At 61.9% G+C, this 20,801-nt stretch carries 19 protein-coding genes, 1 tRNA gene and 1 pseudogene; 15 read left to right on the forward strand and 6 right to left on the reverse strand.

Translation table 11 applies throughout. The annotated features are described in order from the left end of the window. Positions 1-41 precede the first annotated feature (41 nt). Positions 42-118: transfer RNA gene (locus tag AC1D3C_RS26140), tRNA-Met, on the forward strand. A gap of 110 nt (positions 119-228) precedes the next feature. Here AC1D3C_RS26140 and AC1D3C_RS26145 read toward each other — a convergent pair. After that, a pseudogene (locus AC1D3C_RS26145) lies at positions 229-1,402 on the reverse strand (IS3 family transposase). Positions 1,403-1,795: 393 nt separating this feature from the next. On the opposite strand from AC1D3C_RS26145, the gene AC1D3C_RS26150 reads away from it, so the two are divergent. From AC1D3C_RS26150 to AC1D3C_RS26215, 14 genes are all read left to right on the forward strand, one after another. After that, positions 1,796-2,455: an aspartate/glutamate racemase family protein gene (locus tag AC1D3C_RS26150; RefSeq protein WP_247031756.1), complete on the forward strand. Its 660-nt coding sequence runs from the start codon at positions 1,796-1,798 to the stop codon at positions 2,453-2,455. Between the two features lie 4 nt (positions 2,456-2,459). Beyond that, positions 2,460-3,830 carry a dihydroorotase gene (locus AC1D3C_RS26155; RefSeq protein ID WP_477484923.1) on the forward strand — a complete coding sequence of 457 codons (1,371 nt, stop codon included), beginning with the start codon at positions 2,460-2,462 and terminating at the stop codon, positions 3,828-3,830. A gap of 2 nt (positions 3,831-3,832) precedes the next feature. After that, a complete protein-coding gene (locus tag AC1D3C_RS26160; RefSeq protein WP_477484924.1) occupies positions 3,833-4,759 on the forward strand; it encodes a dihydrodipicolinate synthase family protein in 927 nt (308 codons plus the stop codon). A 122-nt stretch (positions 4,760-4,881) separates the two neighbouring features. Then, positions 4,882-5,718 (forward strand): ABC transporter substrate-binding protein, encoded by an 837-nt coding sequence (locus AC1D3C_RS26165; RefSeq protein ID WP_038547508.1) that lies wholly within the window; start codon positions 4,882-4,884, stop codon positions 5,716-5,718. A 17-nt stretch (positions 5,719-5,735) separates the two neighbouring features. Further along, a complete protein-coding gene (locus AC1D3C_RS26170) occupies positions 5,736-6,443 on the forward strand; it encodes an amino acid ABC transporter permease (protein WP_247031943.1) in 708 nt (235 codons plus the stop codon). A 25-nt stretch (positions 6,444-6,468) separates the two neighbouring features. Continuing rightward, positions 6,469-7,566: an NAD(P)H-dependent amine dehydrogenase family protein gene (locus tag AC1D3C_RS26175; protein ID WP_477484925.1), complete on the forward strand. Its 1,098-nt coding sequence runs from the start codon at positions 6,469-6,471 to the stop codon at positions 7,564-7,566. Between the two features lie 4 nt (positions 7,567-7,570). After that, the gene (locus AC1D3C_RS26180) at positions 7,571-9,067 is read left to right on the forward strand and encodes an amino acid ABC transporter permease/ATP-binding protein (RefSeq protein WP_477484926.1); all 1,497 of its coding nucleotides are present in this window, start codon (positions 7,571-7,573) and stop codon (positions 9,065-9,067) included. A 131-nt stretch (positions 9,068-9,198) separates the two neighbouring features. Further along, on the forward strand, positions 9,199-9,915 hold the full coding sequence (locus AC1D3C_RS26185; protein ID WP_247136972.1) for a GntR family transcriptional regulator: 717 nt from the start codon (positions 9,199-9,201) through the stop codon (positions 9,913-9,915). 29 nt (positions 9,916-9,944) lie between these two features. Beyond that, positions 9,945-11,240, forward strand: a complete 1,296-nt coding sequence (locus tag AC1D3C_RS26190; RefSeq protein WP_477484927.1) for an NAD(P)/FAD-dependent oxidoreductase — start codon at positions 9,945-9,947, stop codon at positions 11,238-11,240. A 51-nt stretch (positions 11,241-11,291) separates the two neighbouring features. Beyond that, positions 11,292-11,672, forward strand: coding sequence for a cupin domain-containing protein (locus AC1D3C_RS26195; RefSeq protein WP_038547517.1), 381 nt, complete (start codon positions 11,292-11,294; stop codon positions 11,670-11,672). Positions 11,673-11,730: 58 nt separating this feature from the next. Then, on the forward strand, positions 11,731-12,612 hold the full coding sequence (locus AC1D3C_RS26200) for a creatininase family protein (protein WP_477484928.1): 882 nt from the start codon (positions 11,731-11,733) through the stop codon (positions 12,610-12,612). 155 nt (positions 12,613-12,767) lie between these two features. Continuing rightward, the gene (locus tag AC1D3C_RS26205; RefSeq protein ID WP_477484929.1) at positions 12,768-13,583 is read left to right on the forward strand and encodes a chromate resistance protein ChrB domain-containing protein; all 816 of its coding nucleotides are present in this window, start codon (positions 12,768-12,770) and stop codon (positions 13,581-13,583) included. 1 nt (position 13,584) lies between these two features. After that, positions 13,585-14,988, forward strand: coding sequence for a chromate efflux transporter (gene chrA, locus AC1D3C_RS26210; protein ID WP_477484930.1), 1,404 nt, complete (start codon positions 13,585-13,587; stop codon positions 14,986-14,988). 114 nt (positions 14,989-15,102) lie between these two features. Then, positions 15,103-15,924, forward strand: coding sequence for a bifunctional allantoicase/(S)-ureidoglycine aminohydrolase (locus tag AC1D3C_RS26215; RefSeq protein ID WP_477484931.1), 822 nt, complete (start codon positions 15,103-15,105; stop codon positions 15,922-15,924). Between the two features lie 49 nt (positions 15,925-15,973). On the opposite strand, the gene AC1D3C_RS26220 is transcribed toward AC1D3C_RS26215, so the two are convergent. The 5 genes from AC1D3C_RS26220 to AC1D3C_RS26240 all read right to left on the reverse strand — a co-directional run bounded on the left by AC1D3C_RS26220 (position 15,974) and on the right by AC1D3C_RS26240 (position 20,777). Then, positions 15,974-16,810 carry a GNAT family N-acetyltransferase gene (locus AC1D3C_RS26220; protein ID WP_477484932.1) on the reverse strand — a complete coding sequence of 279 codons (837 nt, stop codon included), beginning with the start codon at positions 16,808-16,810 and terminating at the stop codon, positions 15,974-15,976. Then, on the reverse strand, positions 16,807-17,553 hold the full coding sequence (locus AC1D3C_RS26225; RefSeq protein ID WP_477484933.1) for an aspartate/glutamate racemase family protein: 747 nt from the start codon (positions 17,551-17,553) through the stop codon (positions 16,807-16,809). Before AC1D3C_RS26225 ends, AC1D3C_RS26220 begins: the two co-directional genes overlap by 4 nt. A gap of 5 nt (positions 17,554-17,558) precedes the next feature. Beyond that, on the reverse strand, positions 17,559-18,377 hold the full coding sequence (locus AC1D3C_RS26230; RefSeq protein ID WP_247136964.1) for an ABC transporter permease: 819 nt from the start codon (positions 18,375-18,377) through the stop codon (positions 17,559-17,561). Between the two features lie 19 nt (positions 18,378-18,396). Beyond that, positions 18,397-19,314 (reverse strand): ABC transporter permease, encoded by a 918-nt coding sequence (locus AC1D3C_RS26235; RefSeq protein ID WP_477484934.1) that lies wholly within the window; start codon positions 19,312-19,314, stop codon positions 18,397-18,399. 173 nt (positions 19,315-19,487) lie between these two features. Continuing rightward, positions 19,488-20,777, reverse strand: coding sequence for an ABC transporter substrate-binding protein (locus tag AC1D3C_RS26240; RefSeq protein WP_038547544.1), 1,290 nt, complete (start codon positions 20,775-20,777; stop codon positions 19,488-19,490). Positions 20,778-20,801 lie beyond the last annotated feature (24 nt).

Consider the following 20,801-nt stretch of genomic DNA (forward strand, 5'->3'; position numbering starts at 1 on the left):
GTTTACGCACCGCGACAAAACCCAAAGGGTTTTGCGCTTAACGCGGGGTGGAGCAGCCCGGTAGCTCGTCAGGCTCATAACCTGAAGGCCGCAGGTTCAAATCCTGCCCCCGCAACCAAATTCCCCAAACTCCCGAAGCAATCGCTCCGGGAGTTTTTTTGTTGTCGAGGGATATTGTACCGTTCCCAACCAGCCCTCGTCCTCCACGAGTGACCTTGCCCCCAAGTTTTATCCAGTTTTGAGTTCGCTCCAGCGGTTTTTGGTTGCTGTATTCGGGGCGGTAGCGGCGGGTTGCGGTGCAGAGCCATTCCGGCTGCGCAGCACCGCATCACGTCGCGGGCTAATTGTCTGAGCGAACTCGGCAGGTGTCATCCAGCCGAGTCCAGAGTGTGGTCGATGATCGTTGTAATCGCTGCGCCAGTTTGAAAGCGCTGATCGAGCATGGGTCAGTGACGAGAAGAGAGTTTCATTCAGGAACTCATCTCGCAGCCGCCCATTGAAGCTTTCGATGAAGGCATTCTGAATCGGTTTGCCCGGTGCGATGTGGTCCGATCCGTCCATTGCAGGATCGCGTTGCTGGTGAACTCGCTGCCATTGTCGCTGACGATCATCTTCGGCTTGCCGCGTTCTTCGATGATCCGATCCAGCTCACGGGCAACCCGCAGCCCGGAAAGGGACGTATCGGAGACGAGGCCCAGGCATTCCCTGGTGCAATCATCAACGACCCTCAGCACCCGGAACCTGCGACCATCGGTGAGTTGATCCGACACGAAGTCCAGTGACCAGCGATCATTGGTGTTAAGCGGGATCAGCATCGGTGCTCGTGTGCCTATCGCTCGCTTGCGACCGCCGCGCTTGCGCACCGTCAGCTTCTCTTCCCGATAGAGCCGGAAGAGCCACTTGTGGTTCACAACGTGACCCTCGCGCCTGAGCAGAACATGAATGCGTCGATAGCCGAAGCGGCGGCGTTCATGCGCCAACGCCTTCATCCGCTCGCGAAGATCGTGGTCATCGCTGCGCCTGGCTTCGTAACGGATCGTCATCCGGCAAAAGCCGATGGCTTTACACGCCCGCCGTTCGCTCATCTGGTGGCGATCCATCAGATGAGCGACAGCTTTCCGCCTTGCTGCGGGCGTCACCACTTCTTTCCCAAAAGGTCTTTCAAGGCGGCATTGTCGAGCATCGCATCTGCCAGGAGCCGTTTCAGCTTCGTGTTCTCGTCTTCCAGCGCCTTCAGACGCTTGGCTTCGGATACGTCCATGCCGCCGAATTTGGCCTTCCATTTATAGATGCTGGCATCGTTGACGCCGTGCTTGCGGCAAAGCTCCGAGACCGACGTGCCAGTCTCGTGCTCCTTCAGAATGCCGATGATCTGTTCGTCTGTGAAACGGTTGCGCTTCATTCCCTGGTCCTCTCAATGGGCCAGAGTTTACTTCAAAATGGATTATTTCAACGGGGCAAGGTCACCCTCGACCTCTTCCCGCCGCCCCTTCCGATATCGATATTGGGTATGAATCTATTCTGGCATCCCAGGATTCGAATGGATCCGGCACACTATCTGCAGGGTGCGACACCGGCGGCGCATAGCGTGGCCGAGAACCGCAGGCACGGGAAACTTGAAAAATCCTACGCCTGGTTAATTCACATAAGCATGATTTTAAGGCACTTGCTCAATCAGCAACCACCTAAGCGCATGAAAAAGCGTGCATCTTTCGAAAAACTCCCTATAAAAATATCAGTTGACATATTACAGAAGATACCGGAGGCTCGTTGTGATTATCGAGATAGGGTTCTGATGAAAATTCTTGTCCTCAATCCGAATAGTTCGGCGAAGGTGACCGAGGCAATCGCGGCGAGCATCGCGCCGTTGCAGGCGGTGACGAAGCACACGATCGTATGCGATCGCCTACCCGATGCGCCGATCGGCATCGAGACCGATGAGGATGTGGCGCTTGTCGCGCCTATGGTCGTCGACGCGATCGCTGCAAGCGATGCGGATGCCTTCGTCGTAGCCTGCTTTTCCGATCCCGGTGTTGCTGCGTCGCGATCGGCGACGAACCGACCGGTGGTTGGCATCGCAGAGGCTGCATATTATGCCGCGCTGCAGCTTGCGCCGCGCTTCGGTGTCGTCTCGCTCGGGGCTTCTTCGGTTGCTCGCCATGCGGCCCATATCGAACGGCTGGGCCTGACGGCCCGTCTCGCAGCGGACAGGGCTGTCAACATGTCCGTGGCGGAAGCGAACGACCTGAACCTGGCCGGCACATCGGTCGCGCGCACCGCCAAGGTCATGGCGGAAACGGACGGCGCCGGTGTCGTGATCCTCGGCTGTGCCGGCATGGGCGGTCATCGTCCCGTGCTGCAGCAGGAGTTGGGCGTGCCGGTCGTCGATCCCGTTCAGGCGGCCGTTGCGGCCGCGATCAACGCGCTCGATCTCCAATATTTTGCTAAGGGTTGATCCGATGGAGCTTGTCGTCAAGGGTCGCGTTGTGGTGCCGGATGGCACCCTGGAAAACGGTTGGGTAGCAATCTCCGGCGGTCGCATAGCCGCTGTCGGCACGGGCGAAGCGCCTGCAGCCGCGCGCGTCGACGACCGTGGGAATGCGCTCATCCTCCCCGGTGCGGTGGATGGCCAAACCCATGCGACAAGCTACAAGGGCCTCCCCGGCATCGCCGACACGACGCGGTCGGCGATCGCAGGAGGGGTCACCACGCTGGTCGACATGCCTTATGACAACCCGGAGCCGCTTGATCGGCCGGAGCGTCTGGATGCCAAGGTCGCAGCGATCGCAGCGCATTCTCATGCCGACATGGCGCTTTATGGAACGGCGACCCGTGAGACGGGCACGGCCAACCTGGCGGCGCTGATAGAAGGCGGCGTGGTCGCCTTCAAAATCTCGTCGTTCGAGAGCAATCCCGTGCGGTTCCCGCGGATCGCCGAGGACCTCACGCTCGACCTGATGGAGTCGCTGGCTTCGACGCACATTCCGCTCGGGCTGCACAATGAGGATCAGGAGATTGTCATGGCCCGCATCGCACAGGCGAAGGCGGCTGGCCGCAACGGGATCGTCGCGCATGCGCAAGCACGGCCGGAGGCGGCCGAGCTGGCGGCGACCGGCCAGTTCCTGGCTCTCGGCCTTGCAAGCGGCGCGCATGTCCATCCGGTCCATCTGACGACGGAAGCGGGCTTTCGCCTGACCGGAGCGGTCGCCGGACTTGGTGCGGCGGCGACAGGCGAGCTTTGCGTCCATTATCTCTGGCTGGATGCCGCGCGCGACGGCGATCGGCTCGGAGCGCGGATGAAGGTGAACCCGCCCATCCGTTCGGCTGCGATCGATGGCCTGTGGCAGTCGATTTCCGACGACCTCGTGGCATTCGTTTCCTCCGATCATTCGAGCTGGCCGATCGACAACAAGCTGACCGGCTCGATCTTCGATGCAGGTGCAGGCGTTCCTGGCCTCGAGACGCTCTTCCCGGCGTTCTTCACGGCTGCCGAAGCGCGTGGCTTCGACGCTGCGCGCCTCAGTGCCGAATATCTGGCTGAGCGTCCCGCCCGCTTCTTCGGCATCGACGACCGCAAGGGCGCGATCGTCGTCGGCCGCGATGCCGACCTGGTCGCACTCGAACAGGGTTCGTTCGTCTGGGACGAGACGGCCTCTCATGACGGCCTGAACTGGAGCCCCTTCCACGGCGACACCTTCACGGTCCGCGTGGCGGCAAGCTGGCTGCGCGGGCAGCTCGTCTGGGACGGCAAGGGCATTCTCAACAGCCCCGGCAGCGGACAATTCGTACCGCGCGCCACCGCCGGCTGGTATGCGACCGAAAAGGACTGACGATGGCACGTCTTGACGAAAAGGTGCGCGGCGTCTTCGTGATCTCGGTCACGCCGTTCCAGGATGACGGATCGCTCGATCTGGATAGCCTCGACCGCGTGACGGACTTCTATCTGGAGGCAGGTGCCGATGGTCTGACCGTTCTCGGGATGATGGGCGAGGCGCCAAAGCTGACGGGCATCGAGTCCCGACAAGTCATCCAGCGCGTCATCGCACGGGCGCAGGGCAAGCCGGTCGTGGTCGGCGTCTCGTCGCCCGGTCTTGCGGCTCTCGCCGAAGTCAGCCACGAGGCGATGGCACAAGGTGCTGCCGGCGTGATGATCGCGCCCCCGATGAGCCTGCGCACGGACGCGCAGATCCTGAATTACTACCGCCAGGCCTGTGGCTTCCTGGGCAGGGACGTGCCGGTCGTGCTTCAGGACTTCCCGCTGGCGACGACAGTGCAGATCAGCGACGAACTGCTCGGGCGCCTGATCGACGACCTTCCGCAGATCGTCATGCTCAAGCACGAGGACTGGCCGGGCCTGTCGAAAATCTCCAAGCTTCGCGATGCAGAAAAGAAGGGTCGTCGGCGCATTTCCGTGCTTTGCGGCAATGGTGGCGTTTTCCTCCCCGAAGAGGTCGCGCGCGGCGCCGATGGCGCCATGACCGGCTTCGGTTTCCCGGAAATGCTGGTGCAGGTTACTGATCTGGCGGGCCGCGGCGAGATGGATCGTGCCCAGGATCTCTTCGATGCCTACCTGCCGCTCGTCCGTTACGAGCAGCAGCCCGGCGTCGGGCTTGCGGTTCGCAAATACGTGCTGGCCAAGCGTGGCGCCATAGCCTCGGCCGCGCAACGCCAGCCCGGCGCGCAGCTGGATGCGCTGGCGCAGGCCGAAGTGGAGCGGCTGCTTCGCCGCCAGGAGAAACGCCTCGCAGAGCTGGCCTGATGGATTACGGATTTACCGGACGCAAGCCGCCGGTTCCTGGTGCAAGCTGCGGCTTTGGTGCGGCGCGTAATACGTGGAAATAAATCAGTAAGTAAAATCGAACCAACAAAAAGGGGAATGACATGATGAAAAAAACACTGTGCCTTGCTTTCCTTGCCATGACGGCGACCTCCGCGCTGGCGGAACCGACCCTCACCAAGGGAAAGATCTCGTTTGCCGCAGATTTCGCCGCGGCTCCGAACCAGTTCATCCGTACCGATGGCCAGAAGGACGGCCTCAACGTGGATATGTGCGGTGAGATCGGAAAACGCCTCGGGCAGGAAGTCGAATGGACCAACCTTGCGTTTCCCGGCCTGGTCCCCGGCCTCCAGGCAAAGCGCTTTGACAGCCTCTGCACCGCGATCTTCATCAACCCGGACCGCCTGAAGATCATGAACATGATTGCCTACGTCCAGTGGGGTGAAGGCATGATGGTGCCGAAGGGTAATCCGGGCGGTATTTCGTGCGAAGGCAAGATCGGCATGCCGGCCAGCTACAATGCCTGCTTTGATGGCCTGGCCGGCAAGGTCGTCTCGGTCGCAGCCGGCGGTACGACCAACAAGAACCTGCAGGCGCAGAGCGACCGCATGGTCGCCGCCGGAAAGAAGGCGATCGACATCCGCGCCTTCGATTCCAACTCGGAAGCCATTCAGGCGGCCGTGACCAAGCAGGTCGATGCGGCCTACCTGAACGACCCGCAGGCAGCCTATTACATCTCCACCAGCAAGGCGCCGTTCGAAATGGCGTTCACCGGCAACGCGGCCAACCGCCTTGCGATCACGACGCTGAAGGACAATACCGATCTGGCGAACATGATCGTCAAGGCGCTCGAAGCGATGCGCGCGGACGGCACCTATAACAAGATCGTCGAGAAGTGGGGCGTGGCTCCGGTCGATGCCTTCGTCCTCAACCCGCAGTGATCTGATAGAGGTTGACGATGCAGTTCTCGGTCGAGACATTCCTGCATTATCTGGCCCAGCCACGGTTCGCCACCGTGGCTGGCGTCACCCTGCTGGTCGCGATCGCAGCGCAGGCGATCGGAACCGTCATCGGGTTGATCCTGGCGTTGTGCGCCCTGTCGCGGCACAGGGCCTTGCGGATACTCTCCGGGACCTGGGTCTGGCTTTGGCGCGGCACGCCGCCGCTGGTCCAGCTTTTCCTTCTCTATTTCGGCTTACCCCAGCTCGGCATTCGGCTCGGGGTGCTGGAGGCGGGGCTGATCGGCCTCGGCTGCTACTCCGGCGCCTACATGTCCGAGATCATACGCGGCGCATTGCAGAGCGTGCCGCCCGACCAGATGCAGGCCGCCCGGGCAATGGGCATGAGCTGGCTCGGCGCCATGCTGCACGTGATCCTGCCGCAATCGGTGCGGTTGATCCTGCCGCCGTTCGGCAACGAATTTTCCTCGATGATGCGCACCACATCGCTTCTTTCGGTCATTTCCTTCAGCGAGCTTCTGCGCGTTACGCGAACCGCCATCAACGAAACCTACGCTGTCATCGAACTCTATGCGGTCGCGGCCTTCTGGTACCTGCTGATGTATTCCGCCTGGATCATCGTGCAGAGCCAGCTCGAACGCTACGCCGCAGCAGGCAGCGTCAAACGAAACATGACCAACGTCGCGACCCCGGTGGCGAAAGGTTGAGACACTCGTATTCCGGAGAAACTGAATGAAGACCGCTGTTCTGTTCGGCGTCGGCGCCATGGGCGGGCGACTGCTGCGCGTACTCGAAGCCGACTACCCTTCCGTCGACATCGTCGCGGCCGTGGATACCGATGCCGCGAAGATCGGCCGCACGCTGGCCGACGTCACGGGCTACCAGCGTTTCGGCAGCGTAAAGATTGTCGGCGATCTCGCTTCGGCGCTCGCCGGAATTTCAGGGAAGCCGGACGTGCTGGTGCATATGACGGAGTCCAAGCCTCACCTTATCAAGGAGCAACTGCTTGACGCCCTGAATGCAGGCCTCAATGTGGTGTCGGCTGCCGAATCCATGTTCTATCCCGGCCTTCGCTATGGCGAGTTTGCTGAAGCGCTGGACAGCGCGGCGCGGGCCAACGGCGTGTCGATCACCGGCACCGGCATCAATCCCGGGTTTTCCTACGATGTGCTTCCGCTGGTTCTGGCGCGCGGCACCAGCGCTGTGAAGCGCCTGACCATCCATCGCTGCATCGACGTCACCGGCACGGGGCCGGGGGATATCGAGCATGTCGGATACGGCCTGACGCCCGAGGAGTTCAACCGCCGCATCGCCAATGGCCGCGTCGAGGGTCACATGGGTGCGCCGGAATCGCTGATCCGCATCGCAGATGCCCTCAATCTGGAGATCGACGAGATCACCGAGGCATGGGATCTGGAAACGGCTGATTTCGAGGTCGACAGCGGCGATCCGACACTCGGCATCCTGCCGCCCGGCCGCGTCATCGGCATCACCCAGCGTGCCCGGGCGCTACATCAGGGCAGGGAGGTGCTCAGCACCTCGCTTGCCATGTACTACCAGCCGGAAAAGTTCAACCTCGTCGAGGAAGACCGGATCGAGATCGATGGCGCTATGCCTGTCAAAATGTCGATCAAGCCTGCCATGCAGTCGCTATTCGGCGCGGCCAACATCATGGCCAACACGATCGTGCCGCTGGCCGATGCCGAACCGGGTTTGGTGTCTCCGCTGGATCTGCCTACGGGCGGCACCGTGCGCGGCGTTTCGCGCTACGCGGTGGATCCGTCGCGCCAGACCAGGCCCGGTTACCTGCCGGTTGTGAGAAGGGTCTGATTTCGTGGGTTTCGACGCCGGCATATTCCTGGATATCCTTCAGTCGCCTCTGTTGCTGAAGGCGGCCTGGGTGACGATCTGGGTTGCCGTCGTCGCTCAGACGATTGGCACGGGCCTTGGCTTCGTTCTGGCAGGCATGCTGGCGGCGCCCAGGCTGCTGCGCTGGCCGGCACTCGGCTTCCTTTGGCTGTTCAAGGGCACACCGCTGCTCGCGCAGATCCTGTTCTTTTATTCCGCGCTGCCGCAGATGGGCGTTCCCTTGAGCCTGATCGCCACCGGCCTGCTGTCACTGGGCCTGAACGAAGGGGCTCGCATGGCCGATATCGTGCGCGGCGGCCTGATGTCCGTCTCGCGCGATCAGCGCGAGGCAGGCCTGGCGCTGGGGCTTCATCATTGGCAGATTTTCCTTAAGGTGGTGTTCCCGCAGGCGATACGGGCAATCATACCACCGCTCGGCAACAATTTCAGTTACATGATCAAGGCCACGTCGCTGCTTGCTGCCATCTCTTTCGCCGAGCTCCTGCGCGTCTCCCAGCAACTCGCCCAATCGACCACCCGCGCGCTGGAAGTCTATCTGGCCGTCGCGCTCTGGTATCTCGTCATCCTGACGATCTGGACGCTCATACAGCACCGGATCGAAAAGGCCGTCGCGCTGAAGACCTCCAGTCACGTATCCGCACCGCCGCCGATCGTTGAGCGCACCGTAGTGCGAGGCGAGCTGGGACCGGATGCGCCTTCTCGTTGCGACCCGGTGCTCGAGGCGCGCAACCTCACCCGCAGCTTCGGGCCGATCAAGGGACTGGACGATGTCTCGCTTTCCGTCGGCAGGGGCGAAGTCGTGGTGGTCCTCGGTCCATCGGGGTCGGGCAAAAGTACGTTGCTGCGCGCGCTGAACTGGATCGAGCCTGCGGATAGCGGCGATGTCCTGCTTGCGGGCGAAAGCCTGCCCTGGGCCGATGCGGCCCGTCGTATCGCCCGCCCGGAGCATATGCTGGACAAGCGTCGCCGTCGCCTCGGCATGGTGTTCCAGAGTTTTGCGCTGTTTCCCACAATGACGGCTCGGCAGAACGTGGTTTTAGGCCCTCGCAGGCTGCTCGGCATTCCGAAGACGGAGGCGCTTGCTGCCGCGGACAGACTGCTCGACAAGGTCGGGCTCAAGGACAAGCTGCACTCCTATCCCGTGGAACTGTCTGGTGGACAGCGCCAGCGCGTTGCCATTGCGCGGGCGTTGTCGATGAAGCCCGATGCCGTGCTCTTCGATGAACCGACATCCGCTCTGGACCCGGAATCCGTCGGGGGCGTCCTGGGCGTGATGGCGGATTTGGCCGGACAAGGTTTGACGATGGTGATCGTGACACACGAGATTGGATTTGCCCGGCGAATCGCCGACCGCATCGCCTATATGGAGCGCGGCCGCCTGTTGATGGATTTGCCGCGCGATCAGGCTTTTGGCGATGATGCGCCGGATTACTTCCGCGCTTTTCTGTCTCGTGAAGGATAATCAGGGATAAGCCATGTGGAATTGGCCATCGGGTAAAAACGCCGCCTTTCGATTGTGTTTTGTACATGCATATCTGCCTGAGCGATCGTCGGATTGCGGGCTGAAAGGCCGACTTACAGATAGGAGAGCCCATGGCTGAGGTAACAGCAATCAGGAAGAAGCGTCGGGTGGTGCAGCCGGCAAAGCCGGCATCGCTGATGGAACAGGTTCACGATGCGCTGCGAACCCAGATTCTGACATGCGCAATCCGTCCGGGTCAGGAACTGAACGAAGCTGAAATCGCGGAGCGCTTCAATATATCCAAGACGCCGGCCCGCGAAGCATTGGCCGCCTTGCGGCAGGAGGGACTGGTCAGATCTTTTCCGCGCCGCGGCTACCAGGTCACGCCGATCACGTTTGCCGACATGGACGAACTGTTCGACGTGCGAACCATTCTGGAAGCAGGCGCTGCCGAACTCGCCTGCACCCGGCTGACGGGGGAGCAGATAGATCGTCTGAACTCCCTTGCAGATGCCACCTATAATCAAGGCGAGCAGCTCAGCCTCGCTACGTTCATAAGGTCCAACCGTGAATTCCATCTGGCGATTGCGGAAGCGACCGGCAATGGAAGGCTCGTCCAGCTGCTGACCCATCAGATCGATGCGCTTGAACGTTTCTTCTATCTCGGCGCCCAGCTGCGAGACGTGAACAACGAGACCAGCGTCTCGCACCACCAGATCGTCGAAACCCTGGCCCGTCGTGACCAGGCGGCTGCACGGGAAATCATGATCCGTCACAACGAGCAGACCCGCCAGGGACTGTTCCAGGCGCTTGCGACAGGGCGGGGATACGATCTGATTAACCTCTAGCGCTGGGCCAAGGTCCCGCATGAACAGGAATGATGATGGAAATCGGGTCATTGTGGGAGGCGATCACGCCAGCCGCACCCAGATGCGCAAAGCTGGCGGACGCGATCACCGCTGATGTGGTGGTGGTGGGTGCGGGCTTCCTCGGCCTTTCATCCGCCCTGCATGCCGCCGAGGCGGGGCTCGAGGTGGTTCTGCTCGAGAGCCATCAACCTGGCTTCGGTGCATCCGGGCGCAATACCGGTTTCGTGGTTCCGAGCCTCAAAACATCGCTGGGGCCTGCCGAGGTCGTGGCGGCACTCGGCGCCGATCATGCGGGACGCCTGCTGAAACTCGTCGCCGAATCTGGCAAGGCGGTGTTCGACCTGATCGAGCGCCACGAGATCGACTGCGACGCCGTGCAGAACGGCTGGCTGCAGCCGGCGCATTCGCGTGCGGCGGAAGGGGTGCTTCATGGCCGTATGCCGCGGCTGCTGGACGCCGGCGTCGACGCCGAATGGCTCGATCGCGAAGCCATGCTGAAGCGGACCGGGCTGCCGTCGCTGCATGGCGGAATCCGCGTGGCTTCCGGTGGGCAGATCACGCCGCTGGCCTATGCGTACGGGCTCGCGCGTGCCGCCATATCAGCGGGAGTGCGACTGTTCGGCGATAGTCCCGTAAAGAGCATCGAACCCGATGGGCAGGGTTGGCGCGTGCGGACTGCGGCTGGCGAGGTTCGCGCCCGCCGCGTGCTCATGGCCACCAACGCGCTGATCGGCAACTTGTTGCCGGAGTTGCGTGCGTCGATCATTCCCGCTCGTGTGTTCCAGATCGCTACCCAGCCGCTGCCGCGGCCTCTTCGCGAGACACTGTTGCCTGACATGGCCCCGGTTGCCGATACACGCCGTCATACGTTCGCATTGCGCTGGTCTCCGGACGGCCGACTGGTGACCGGGGGCATGGTGCCACCGCTGCCCGGACGAATGGCATTGGCCCGTAGGCTTTTTGCAAATCGTCTTCGCCGCATGGTTCCGGATCTCCCGGAAATCAGAGTGGAACATTCATGGACCGGGATGATTGCCGGTACACCGGATTTCCTGCCGCGGATGATGCGCATCAAGCCGGGCATCGATGCGGTGATCGGCTGCAACGGCCGCGGCGTAGCGCTGACGACGGCTCTCGGACGAGAAATTGGTCCCTGGCTTGCCGGCCGGACGGCGGACGCGGACCTGACCTTGCCGCTGACCGCGCCGCGACCGATTCCCTTCAGCCGCATATCCGGACTAGGACCGCATCTCATCCTGCCGGTCTGGGAGGTCCGGGATGCTTTCGAAGCGCGGTTCCGATAGAGCCGCCACACGTCTGGAAATTCAATTTTCTGCGAACCAAGGAGTCATGACATGAGCGAAGAAGCGGTTGGCGGCAAGATCAAGTGGTCGCGCCAGGAACAGGTCGCGCTGACCTGGGTGCATCCGGGCCAGGAGTTCAGCCACCGGCTGGTCACAAAGAAGCTGCACGGCTCGTCGATTTCCTTCCACATCACCACTTACATGCCGCACTTCGACACCATGGTCGAGGGTGATGGCGTGCATGAGGTGATCCTCTATTGCCTGCATGGCTGGTCCAAGCAGATCGTTGAGGAGACCGGCGAGGAGCACATCTTCAAGCCTGGCGATGCGATGTACCTGCCCGTCAATTACCGCTACCGCCACATCATCGGCGAGGCCGGCCTCGTGATCGCCGTCTGCGCCAACCCTTCGAAAGAAGCGGGCGACATGTAATTTCCGTGCGGGCGGGGATAAACAGCCGCCCGCTACTCCAGCCGCGAGGGTTCCGGACATGACAGGCATTGCACCCAGGCATTTTGCGCCGTCTTCATTCATATGGGCCGAATTGACGCGTGCGGAGCTGGCGGCGAAGCGGGATGCCGGTGCTTTGGTCGTCGTGCCGACGGGTGCGATCGAGCAGCACGGCGACTTCCTTCCCGTGGAGACCGATACGCTGCTTTCGGCCGCGGTTGCCGAACTCGCGGCAAGCCGCGTAACCAGGGTGGAAATTGTCGTGGCGCCCGCTGTTTCCGTTGGCTTCTCGCCGCATCACCTCAGCCATCCGGGCACGATCAGCCTACGGCTGGAAACCTATCTGGCGGTTCTTTCCGATACCGCGCGATCGATCCTGGATTCTGGATTTCCGCGCGTCGTCTTCGTCAACGGTCACGGGGGCAACTCGGCGCCGTTGCGCTCGCTCTGCGCCCAGATGGTCACCGACGGATATGCGGTTGGCATGGTCGATTATTTCGCACCGGGCGAGAGGGACTGGTTGCCGCTTCTGAAAGGCGCACTGCCGCGCACCGGCCATGCCTGCGAACAGGAGGCGGCGTTGACGATGGCATTGACCTCTCCGGAAGCGAGCGAACGGGTCCGATCGGCAATCAAGGGGCTTCCGGCGCGCCTGGTGCAGCCCTGGATCGCGCCGGGCCACGCGGACGATCCGATCACCGCGTTCGGGGCAGGCTGGCCGCCGATCTTCCAGGCGGACGACTGCGGTTATTTCGGCGATCCGGCAAAGGCTACCATGGAAAACGGCGCCTTGATCCTCGAAGCGACGGTTGCGGGTCTGGCGGCATTTTTGGAAGCATTCGCCCGTACACCGTTGCGGCTGGGAATCGCTCGTGACGCCGCCTCGCCGAGGCTGGCGAGAGAAATTCGAGAGCGGACGTAAGCAAGAATGACCGTGTCAATATCGCGGCCAGACGTGGTAGTCGCTTGACAGTCGTCGCGCACGCGGTCACCATCTCATAATGGGGTTGCGATCACCCCACGAGGCGTCAGCCGAAGAATCGCGTCCATTCAACCCAAAACCAGGGAGGACGCGTTATGCCGTCATTTCTCGAAATTTCTCCTGAAAAACTCAACCGCCTTGTCGGTACGCCCGGCGCACCGCTCATCATCGATGTCCGCACGGACGAAGACTTCGCGCTCGATCCGCGGCTGGTACCGGGATCCGTCCGCCGCAAGCACGAGAATGTCACAGAATGGAGCGGAGCCGTCGACGCTGAATCTGTCGTTGTCGTCTGCCAGAGGGGTGGCAAGCTTAGCCACGGCGTCGCCGCCTATCTCAGGCACGAAGGGGTGGTGGCCGAAAGCCTGGAAGGCGGCTTCGAGGCCTGGGCCGCCGGAGGGATGGCGGTTCCGGAGGACAAGCTGCCTCCCCGCGACGACCACGGTCGAACCGTCTGGGTGACGCGCGCCCGGCCGAAGATCGACCGTATCGCCTGTCCTTGGTTGATCCGGCGTTTCATCGATCCGGACGCAGTGTTTCTTTATGTGCCGGCATCCGACGTTTCGATGGTGGGCAGCCGCTTCGGGGCGACGCCCTTCGATATCGAGGATGTATTCTGGAGCCACCGGGGCGAGCTCTGCACGTTCGACGTCATGGTCGAGGAGTTCGGGCTAACCTGTGACGCATTGCTGCGTCTTGCAACCATCGTCAGGGCGGCCGACACCGCGCGACCCGATCTTGCCCCAGAGGCGCCAGGGTTGCTGGCGGCGTCGCTCGGTCTGTCGCGGATGTATAACGATGACCTTGAGCAGCTTGAGGCTGGCATGCTTCTCTACGACGCCTTCTATCGCTGGTGCCGCGATGCTACCGAGGAGACCCATAACTGGCCTTCGGTGAAGAAGGGAGCTTAAAATGACCGAGGTCATCAGAGATGCGTCCGCGGATCGCGAGAAAAGCGAATATATCCATGGAGTCTCCTTCGGCGAGGCCTTCAAGGTTTGGGTCCGTATCGCCGCTCTCAGTTTCGGTGGACCGGCTGGACAAATCGCCGTCATGCATCGGATCATTGTCGACGAGAAGCGGTGGATCGGCGAAAGCCGCTTCCTTCATGCCCTCAACTACTGCATGCTTCTGCCCGGACCGGAAGCCCAGCAGCTCGCGATCTATATCGGCTGGCTGATGCATCGGACCGCGGGCGGACTGGTTGCAGGCATCCTGTTTGTGCTCCCCGGATTTCTGGCCATCCTTGGCCTGAGCTACATCTACGCGGCCTTCGGAAGCGTAGGCGTTGTCGCCGGACTGTTCTTTGGTCTGAAGGCGGCCGTTCTCGCGGTCGTTGTCCAAGCCGTCTTCCGGATCGGCAGCCGGGCCCTCAAGAACAATGCCATGGTGGCGATCGCTGCTGCCGCCTTCGTCTCGATCTTCTTCCTGCATGTCCCGTTTCCGTTGATCGTTCTGACTGCGGGCATCGTCGGTTATTGCGGCAGCAGGTTCGGTCTTGCGTCCTTCAAGGTCGGGGGCGGCCACAAGACGGCCGGTGGCCCCACACTTTCAGACGCCGACTCACTCCTCGGAGAGGGGACGCCGGCTCACGCGCGCTCCAACCTCTCATGGTCGCTTCGCATCTCGGCGATCCTTCTCGCACTCTGGATCATACCCATCGGCTTATTGTGGTGGGCCCTGGGTTCGAATGACGTCTTCACCCAAATCGGGTTTTTCTTCAGCCAGATGGCAGTCGTCACCTTTGGCGGGGCCTATGCGGTTCTCGCTTATGTGGCGCAAGAGGCCGTCCAGCACTATGGCTGGCTGAAGCCTGGGGAGATGCTCGATGGCCTTGGCATGGCAGAGACGACACCCGGACCGCTGATCATGGTGGTGCAGTTTGTCGGCTTCATGGGCGCCTTTCGCGATCCCGGAGCGCTCAACCCGATGATCGCGGCGACCCTCGGCGCCATCCTGACCACATGGGTCACCTTCGTTCCATGCTTCCTCTGGATATTCCTCGGCGCGCCGTTCATCGAAAAGCTGCGTGGCAACATCGCGCTTGCCGGAGCGATGTCGGCGATCACCGCGGCGGTGGTCGGGGTGATCCTCAACCTCGCCATCTGGTTTTCGTTGCATACGCTGTTCGAAGAAGTCCACGTGGTCCGTCTGGGAGCGTTTTGGCTCGACATACCGGTCCTCGGTTCGATCGTCCTTCCGGCCGCTGTCCTTTCGACCGCGGCCGCAGTTGCGATCTTTCGGTTCAGAGTCTCGGTGATTACCACGCTGCTCGCCTGCGCACTCGCTGGCATGGCGTGGACGCTCGCGACATGAGCGGAAATATCGGAGCCGTGGCATCCGAGGTCGAGTTTTTAGTTGCTTAGAGATGCGCGGCGCTTAAAGCATATGCGTATCAGACGCCGCGAAATTGGACCGCAAAACAGACCCATGACCAACAGAGATTATTATTCGAAACTCGGTGGCCTGCCGCCGCAGACCGAACTGCTTTCCAGCAAGGCTGTTTTCACGACATCCTACGCCGTTATCCCCCGAAGCGTCATGTCCGATATCGTGGCCAGCCTGCTTCCCCATTGGCAGGGAACCCGGGCATGGATCATCTCCCGCCCGATGACGGGGTTTTCGGAGACGTTCTCGCAATACATCGTGGAGGTTCAGCCCGGAGGCGGAAGCGACCGGCCGGAACCCGATACCCGCGCCGAGGCGGCGATCTTCGTCGTCGAGGGCGAGATGTCGATCGAGTTCGCCGGAAGCGATCATGCGCTGAGGGCCGGTTCCTTTGCATATATCCCGGCCGGATCGCCATGGAAGCTGCGCAATCGGGCCACGGCGCCCGTCAAGTTCCATTGGGTCCGCAAGGCCTTCCAGGCGGTCGAGGGGCTGGATGCTCCGCCGGCGGTCTTCACCCATGAAGACGAGCATCCGATTTCCTGGATGCCGGACACGGGCGACCGCTGGGGAACCACCCGTTTCCTCGATACGTCCGACGTCCGTTACGACATGYATCTCAACATCGTCACGTTGGAGCCGGGCGCGACCATCCCCTTCATGGAGACCCATGTCATGGAGCACGGCCTCTACGTGCTCGAAGGCAAGGCGGTCTATCGGCTCAATCAGGATTGGGTCGAAGTGGAGGCCGGCGACTACATGTGGCTGCGCGCCTTCTGCCCGCAGGCCTGTTATGCGGGTGGTCCGGGACGTTTCCGTTATCTGCTCTACAAGGATGTCAACCGGCACACCCAGCTCTGGTAGTCGCTGGTTTTCGTGAACGCGAGCGGCGTCCGGGCGTTGGGACGCCGCCTCAGCCGAGTTCGAGAGTGGTAATTCCGAACACGCCCGGCATACGCACCGCCGGCGCCGTACCGCGATACATCCGCGCGGTCGTGAAGCCTTTCACGAAACGATGCGCCTCCAGATAGGTGGAAAATTCCGTCTGCGAGGCGGGTACGTCGACGTGCAGCATTTCGTCGCCGATCTCCGCGGCGCAGGCGTTCAGCAGCGTTTGCGCGTCGTCAGCGGTCTGCGCAAACAATGGGCCGATCTTATAACCGTCATGGCATTTGCGGCAGACTGCATAGCCGGAGATATTGCCGTCACGGATGATGACCTTGGCAGCCCGCGGCGGCTTCAGCCAGGCGGTCAGGAAAGCATCGCGCTGTGCAGGGAAGAAAGCTTGGTCATAGCCAAGAATGGCAGGCACAAGATCATCGGTGATCGCGGCCACATCGGCATTGCGGCTCCCGGCGAGGCTGCCGCTCCAGCGAAACGTCTCGTAGGCCGGCTCGAAGCCCATGCTGCGATAGTTTGCCTGCTGTTCCGGCACGCCGTCGAGGCCGATCGTCCGACCGTCGAGATGCGCCATGCCGGCATCCCAGACCTTTCTGCCCAGACCCCTGCCGCGAAAATTCGGGTGGGCGATATAGAGGCCGATGAAGCCGAAATCGGAACCGTAGCGGACCGCGGATATGCCGGCCACCATTTCCCCATTCACAAAGCAACCGATGAAACCTTGAGGATCGGCGGCATGAAGAGCCGGCGCATCGCGGAGGCCAGGATTCCAGCCTTCGATCCGCGCCCAGTCGACGAGCTGTTCGGCCTCGGAGAAGGTGAGTACGCGAATGGTCGAGTGCGTTTTCATTTGGCGGCGAGTTTCCCGGGCTCGAAATCTTCGAGCAGGCCTTTATAGGGTTTGCGGACCGGCGAAGCATAAGCGCCTCGCTTGGCCGTCGACAAGCCCAATGTCACCAGCGCCTCGGCCTGTTTCACCGCTGCCGCGACGCCGTCGACCACAGGCACGCCGAATTCGCGGCGCAGTTCGGCCGTGAGATCGGCCATGCCGGCACAGCCGAGCACGATCGCCTCCGCCTTGTCGTCGCGCAGCGCCGTCGCGATCTCGCTGCGCAGCCGGTCGCGGGCGTTGGAATTCGGGTCCTCCAGCGAGAGGACGGGAATATCGGCGGCCCTCACCTTGCATCGGCCGGACATGCCGTAGCGATGAACAAGATGTTCGAGCGGCAGGCGCGAGCGTTCCATGGTGGTGACGATTGTAAAACGCTGGGCGATGAAGGCGGTCGTAGCAAGAGCCGCTTCGCAGATGCCGACAACAGGAATATTGGCCAGTGCCCGCGCGGCGTCGAGGCCGGTATCGTCGAAACAGGCGATGATCGCCGCATCTGCACCGGCTTTCTCAGCCTTGGCGATCTCGATCAGCAGGCCGGGCACCGCGAAGACCTCGTCATAATAGCCCTCGATCGAGACCGGGCCCATCGAAGAGGTGACGGCAAGGATTTCAGTGCCGGCATTGGCGACGCGGGTCGCGGAATCGGCGATCGTCGCCGTCATGCTGGCGGTGGTATTCGGGTTTACGACAAGGATGCGCATTCTGTTCACGACTGCAGGCGGCGGCGATTGAGGTGGATGATCAGGCCGAGCGTGCCGGCGATGACGAGGAAGGAGAACACCGTCGTGACGGTGCCAAGCGCGTAGAGCACCGGCGTCGTGACATTGGTCGTCATGCCGTAGATTTCGAGCGGCAGCGTGTTGAACGAGCCTGCCGTCATCAGCGTGCGGGCGAATTCGTCGTAGGACAGCGTGAAGCCGAACAGGCCGACGCCGATGAGGCTCGGCGCGATCATCGGCAGCACGACATGGCGGAAGGTCTGCCAGGGCGAAGCGCCGAGATCGCGCGCGGCTTCCTCGTAGGCCGGCGAAAAGCGGTTGAAGACGGCAAACATGATCAGGACGCCGAAGGGCAGCGTCCAGGTGAGATGGGCGCCGAAAGCCGAGGTATACCAGGAGGGCTGGAAACCGAGCTGCTGGAAGACCACGCCGATGCCGAGCGAGATGATGATCGACGGCACGACGAGGCTGGCGACCGCGAGATAGAACAGCGCGGTGGAGCCGATGAAGCGGCGTCGGAAGGCCAGGCCCGCCAGCAGCGAGACGACGACGGTGACGATCATCACCATGATGCCGAGCATGGCAGAGCGCCGGAACGATCCGCCGAAATCGCCGACCGCCTGCGTCTCGAACAGGTTGGCGAACCAGCGCAGCGAAACGCCGTTCAGCGGGAAGGTGAGGCCGCCGTTCGGCCCCTGGAAGGAGAGGATCAGGATCGCCGAAAGCGGGCCGTAGAGGAACAGCACGAAAATGGCGAAGAAGATGGCGAGGATGTAGAATTCGCGGCCGCGCTTGTCGCTGTGCATCTCGGAGCTCCCCTTTTCCCTAAAGTTCTTTGCGTATGTCGACGATGCGGAGAATGCCCGCGACCATCAGGAGAACGAGGACAAGCAGTACGACCGCGTTGGCGGCTGCTGCCGGGTATTGAAGCAGCGACATCTGGTTTTTCATCATCAGCGCCACCGAAGCGCTCTGGCCGCCGGACATCACCTGCACTGTCGAAAAATCAGCCATGACAAGCGTCACGACGAAGATGGTGCCGATCGCCATGCCGGGCTTGGCAAGCGGAATGATGACGTTGGTAAGGATCTGCGTGCTCGTGGCACCGGCATCGCGTGCGGCTTCGACCAGTGATTTGTCAATGCGCATCAGCGTGTTGAAGATCGGCGTCACCATGAACAGCGTGTAGAGATGCACCATGGCGAGCACCACCGCAAAATCCGAATAGAGCAGCCATTCGACCGGCTCTGGGACGATGCCCGCATTGATCAGCGTCGTGTTGACGAGGCCGTTGCGCCCGAGCACCGGGATCCACGAGATCATGCGGATGATGTTCGACGTCAGGAACGGCACGGTGCAGACGAGGAAGAGCACCATCTGCATGGCGGTGGTGCGGATGTGGAAAGCTAGGAAATAGGCGACCCAGAAACCGACGAACAGCGTGATCGCCCAGACCAGCAAGGCAAATTTCAGCGTGTTCAGATAGGTCTTCCAGGTCACCCAAGAGCCGAGCGTCTCGGCATAGTTCATCGACAGGAAATCCGGATACATCTGGGCGAAATCGTAGTCCCAGAAGCTGACGACTGTAATCATCAGGATCGGCAGCAGCAGGAAGGCGCCGAGGATCAGCGCCAACGGCGTCGCCTGGAGATAGGAGATCAGCGCCGGCGACAGACGAAAGCTCCGGGGCTTTGTGTCCTCGGCCTTGGCCGTTTCCGGCTCGGATGATGCAATCGTCGCCATGTCTTGATGTCTCCCTGGGTTTGCCCCTCATCCGCCCTGCCGGGCACCTTCTCCCCGTCGGGACGGGGAGAAGGAGACTAGTGGTAAGCCGCTCGGTCCTCTTTAGTGCCTGCTCGGGGCACGTCCCCTCTCCCCGCGAGCGGGGAGAGGGCTAGGGTGAGGGGCAACTTTGTTTACGCCGCGATGAATTCGTTCCAGCGGCGGACCATGTAGCGGTCCTCGTCCATCACCGAGTTCCAGCAGGCCACGTGGCCCATGCGTTCTTCGAAGGAGCCGCCATCGCGCACGGCGCCGGCCTTTTCCATGATCTTGCCGTCCGGAGCGACGATATCGCCCTTGGCCGGCTTGCCTTCGATCCAGTAGCCCCATTCGTCAGCGGACATGTGTGCCTTGGCGGTTTCCATCGCGGCCGAGTAGTAGCCCTGACGGTTGAGATAGGCGCCGACCCAGCCGGAGGTGTACCAGTTGATATATTCATAGGCAGCGTCGAGCTTGGCGCCCGAGAGATGGGCGGCAAGGCCCAGACCGCCGCCCCACGAGCGGTAACCTTCCTTGAGCGGCTGATATTTGCAGGCGATGCCCTTGGAACGGACGGCGGCGACAGCCGGCGACCACATGGACTGGATGACGACTTCGCCAGACGCCATCAGGTTGACGCTCTCGTCGAACGACTTCCAGAAGGCGCGGAACTGGCCGGCCTGCTTGGCCTTGATCAGGAAATCGATCGTCTTGTCGATTTCCGCCTTGGTCATGTTGCCCTTGTCGACATACTTGATGTTGCCCATGGCTTCCATGATCATCGCGGCATCCATGATGCCGATCGACGGGATGTTGAGGATCGATGCCTTGCCCTTGAACTTCGGGTCCATGATGTCGGCCCAGGTCGAGATCTCGCGGCCGACCAGGTCCGGGCGGATGCCGAGCGTGTCGGCGTTGTAGATGGTCGGAACCATCGTGAACCACTTGGTTTCTTCCTTGGCAAAGGTCTTGTCGCCGGGCTTTGCGACGTAACCCACCGTGTGCGGCGCGGTCCCTTGCGCGATCACGCTGTCCGGCTTCAGTTTGCCGTTTTTGAACAGCGGCACGATCTTGTCGTAATATTTGAGCTTGGTCGTATCCATCGGCTGGATGACGCCGGCCGGATAGACCTTCTTCAAGATCCAGTACTCGATATCGGCGATGTCGTAGGAGTTCGGCTGGGTGACGGCGCGCTGGGCGGCCGCGTCAGAGTCCGTCGCGGTCATTTCGAGCGTGATGCCGAGGTCGGCCTTGCACTTCTCGGCGATCGCATTGAGGTTCGAAACGCCGGTGCCGAACTGGCGCAGCGTGATCGGGTTCTGGGCCCAGATGGTCGGGAAGCCGGTGATGGCGCCGGAGCCGGCGGCAAGACCGGCCGCAGCGGACGCCGTCTTCAGAAGCGTGCGGCGCGAAATGCCCTTGGTTGGTTTCTTGGTCTCAGTCATTGCCTTGTTCTCCTCTGGTTGAGT

This window comes from Neorhizobium sp. P1_A6 (assembly GCF_056406795.1).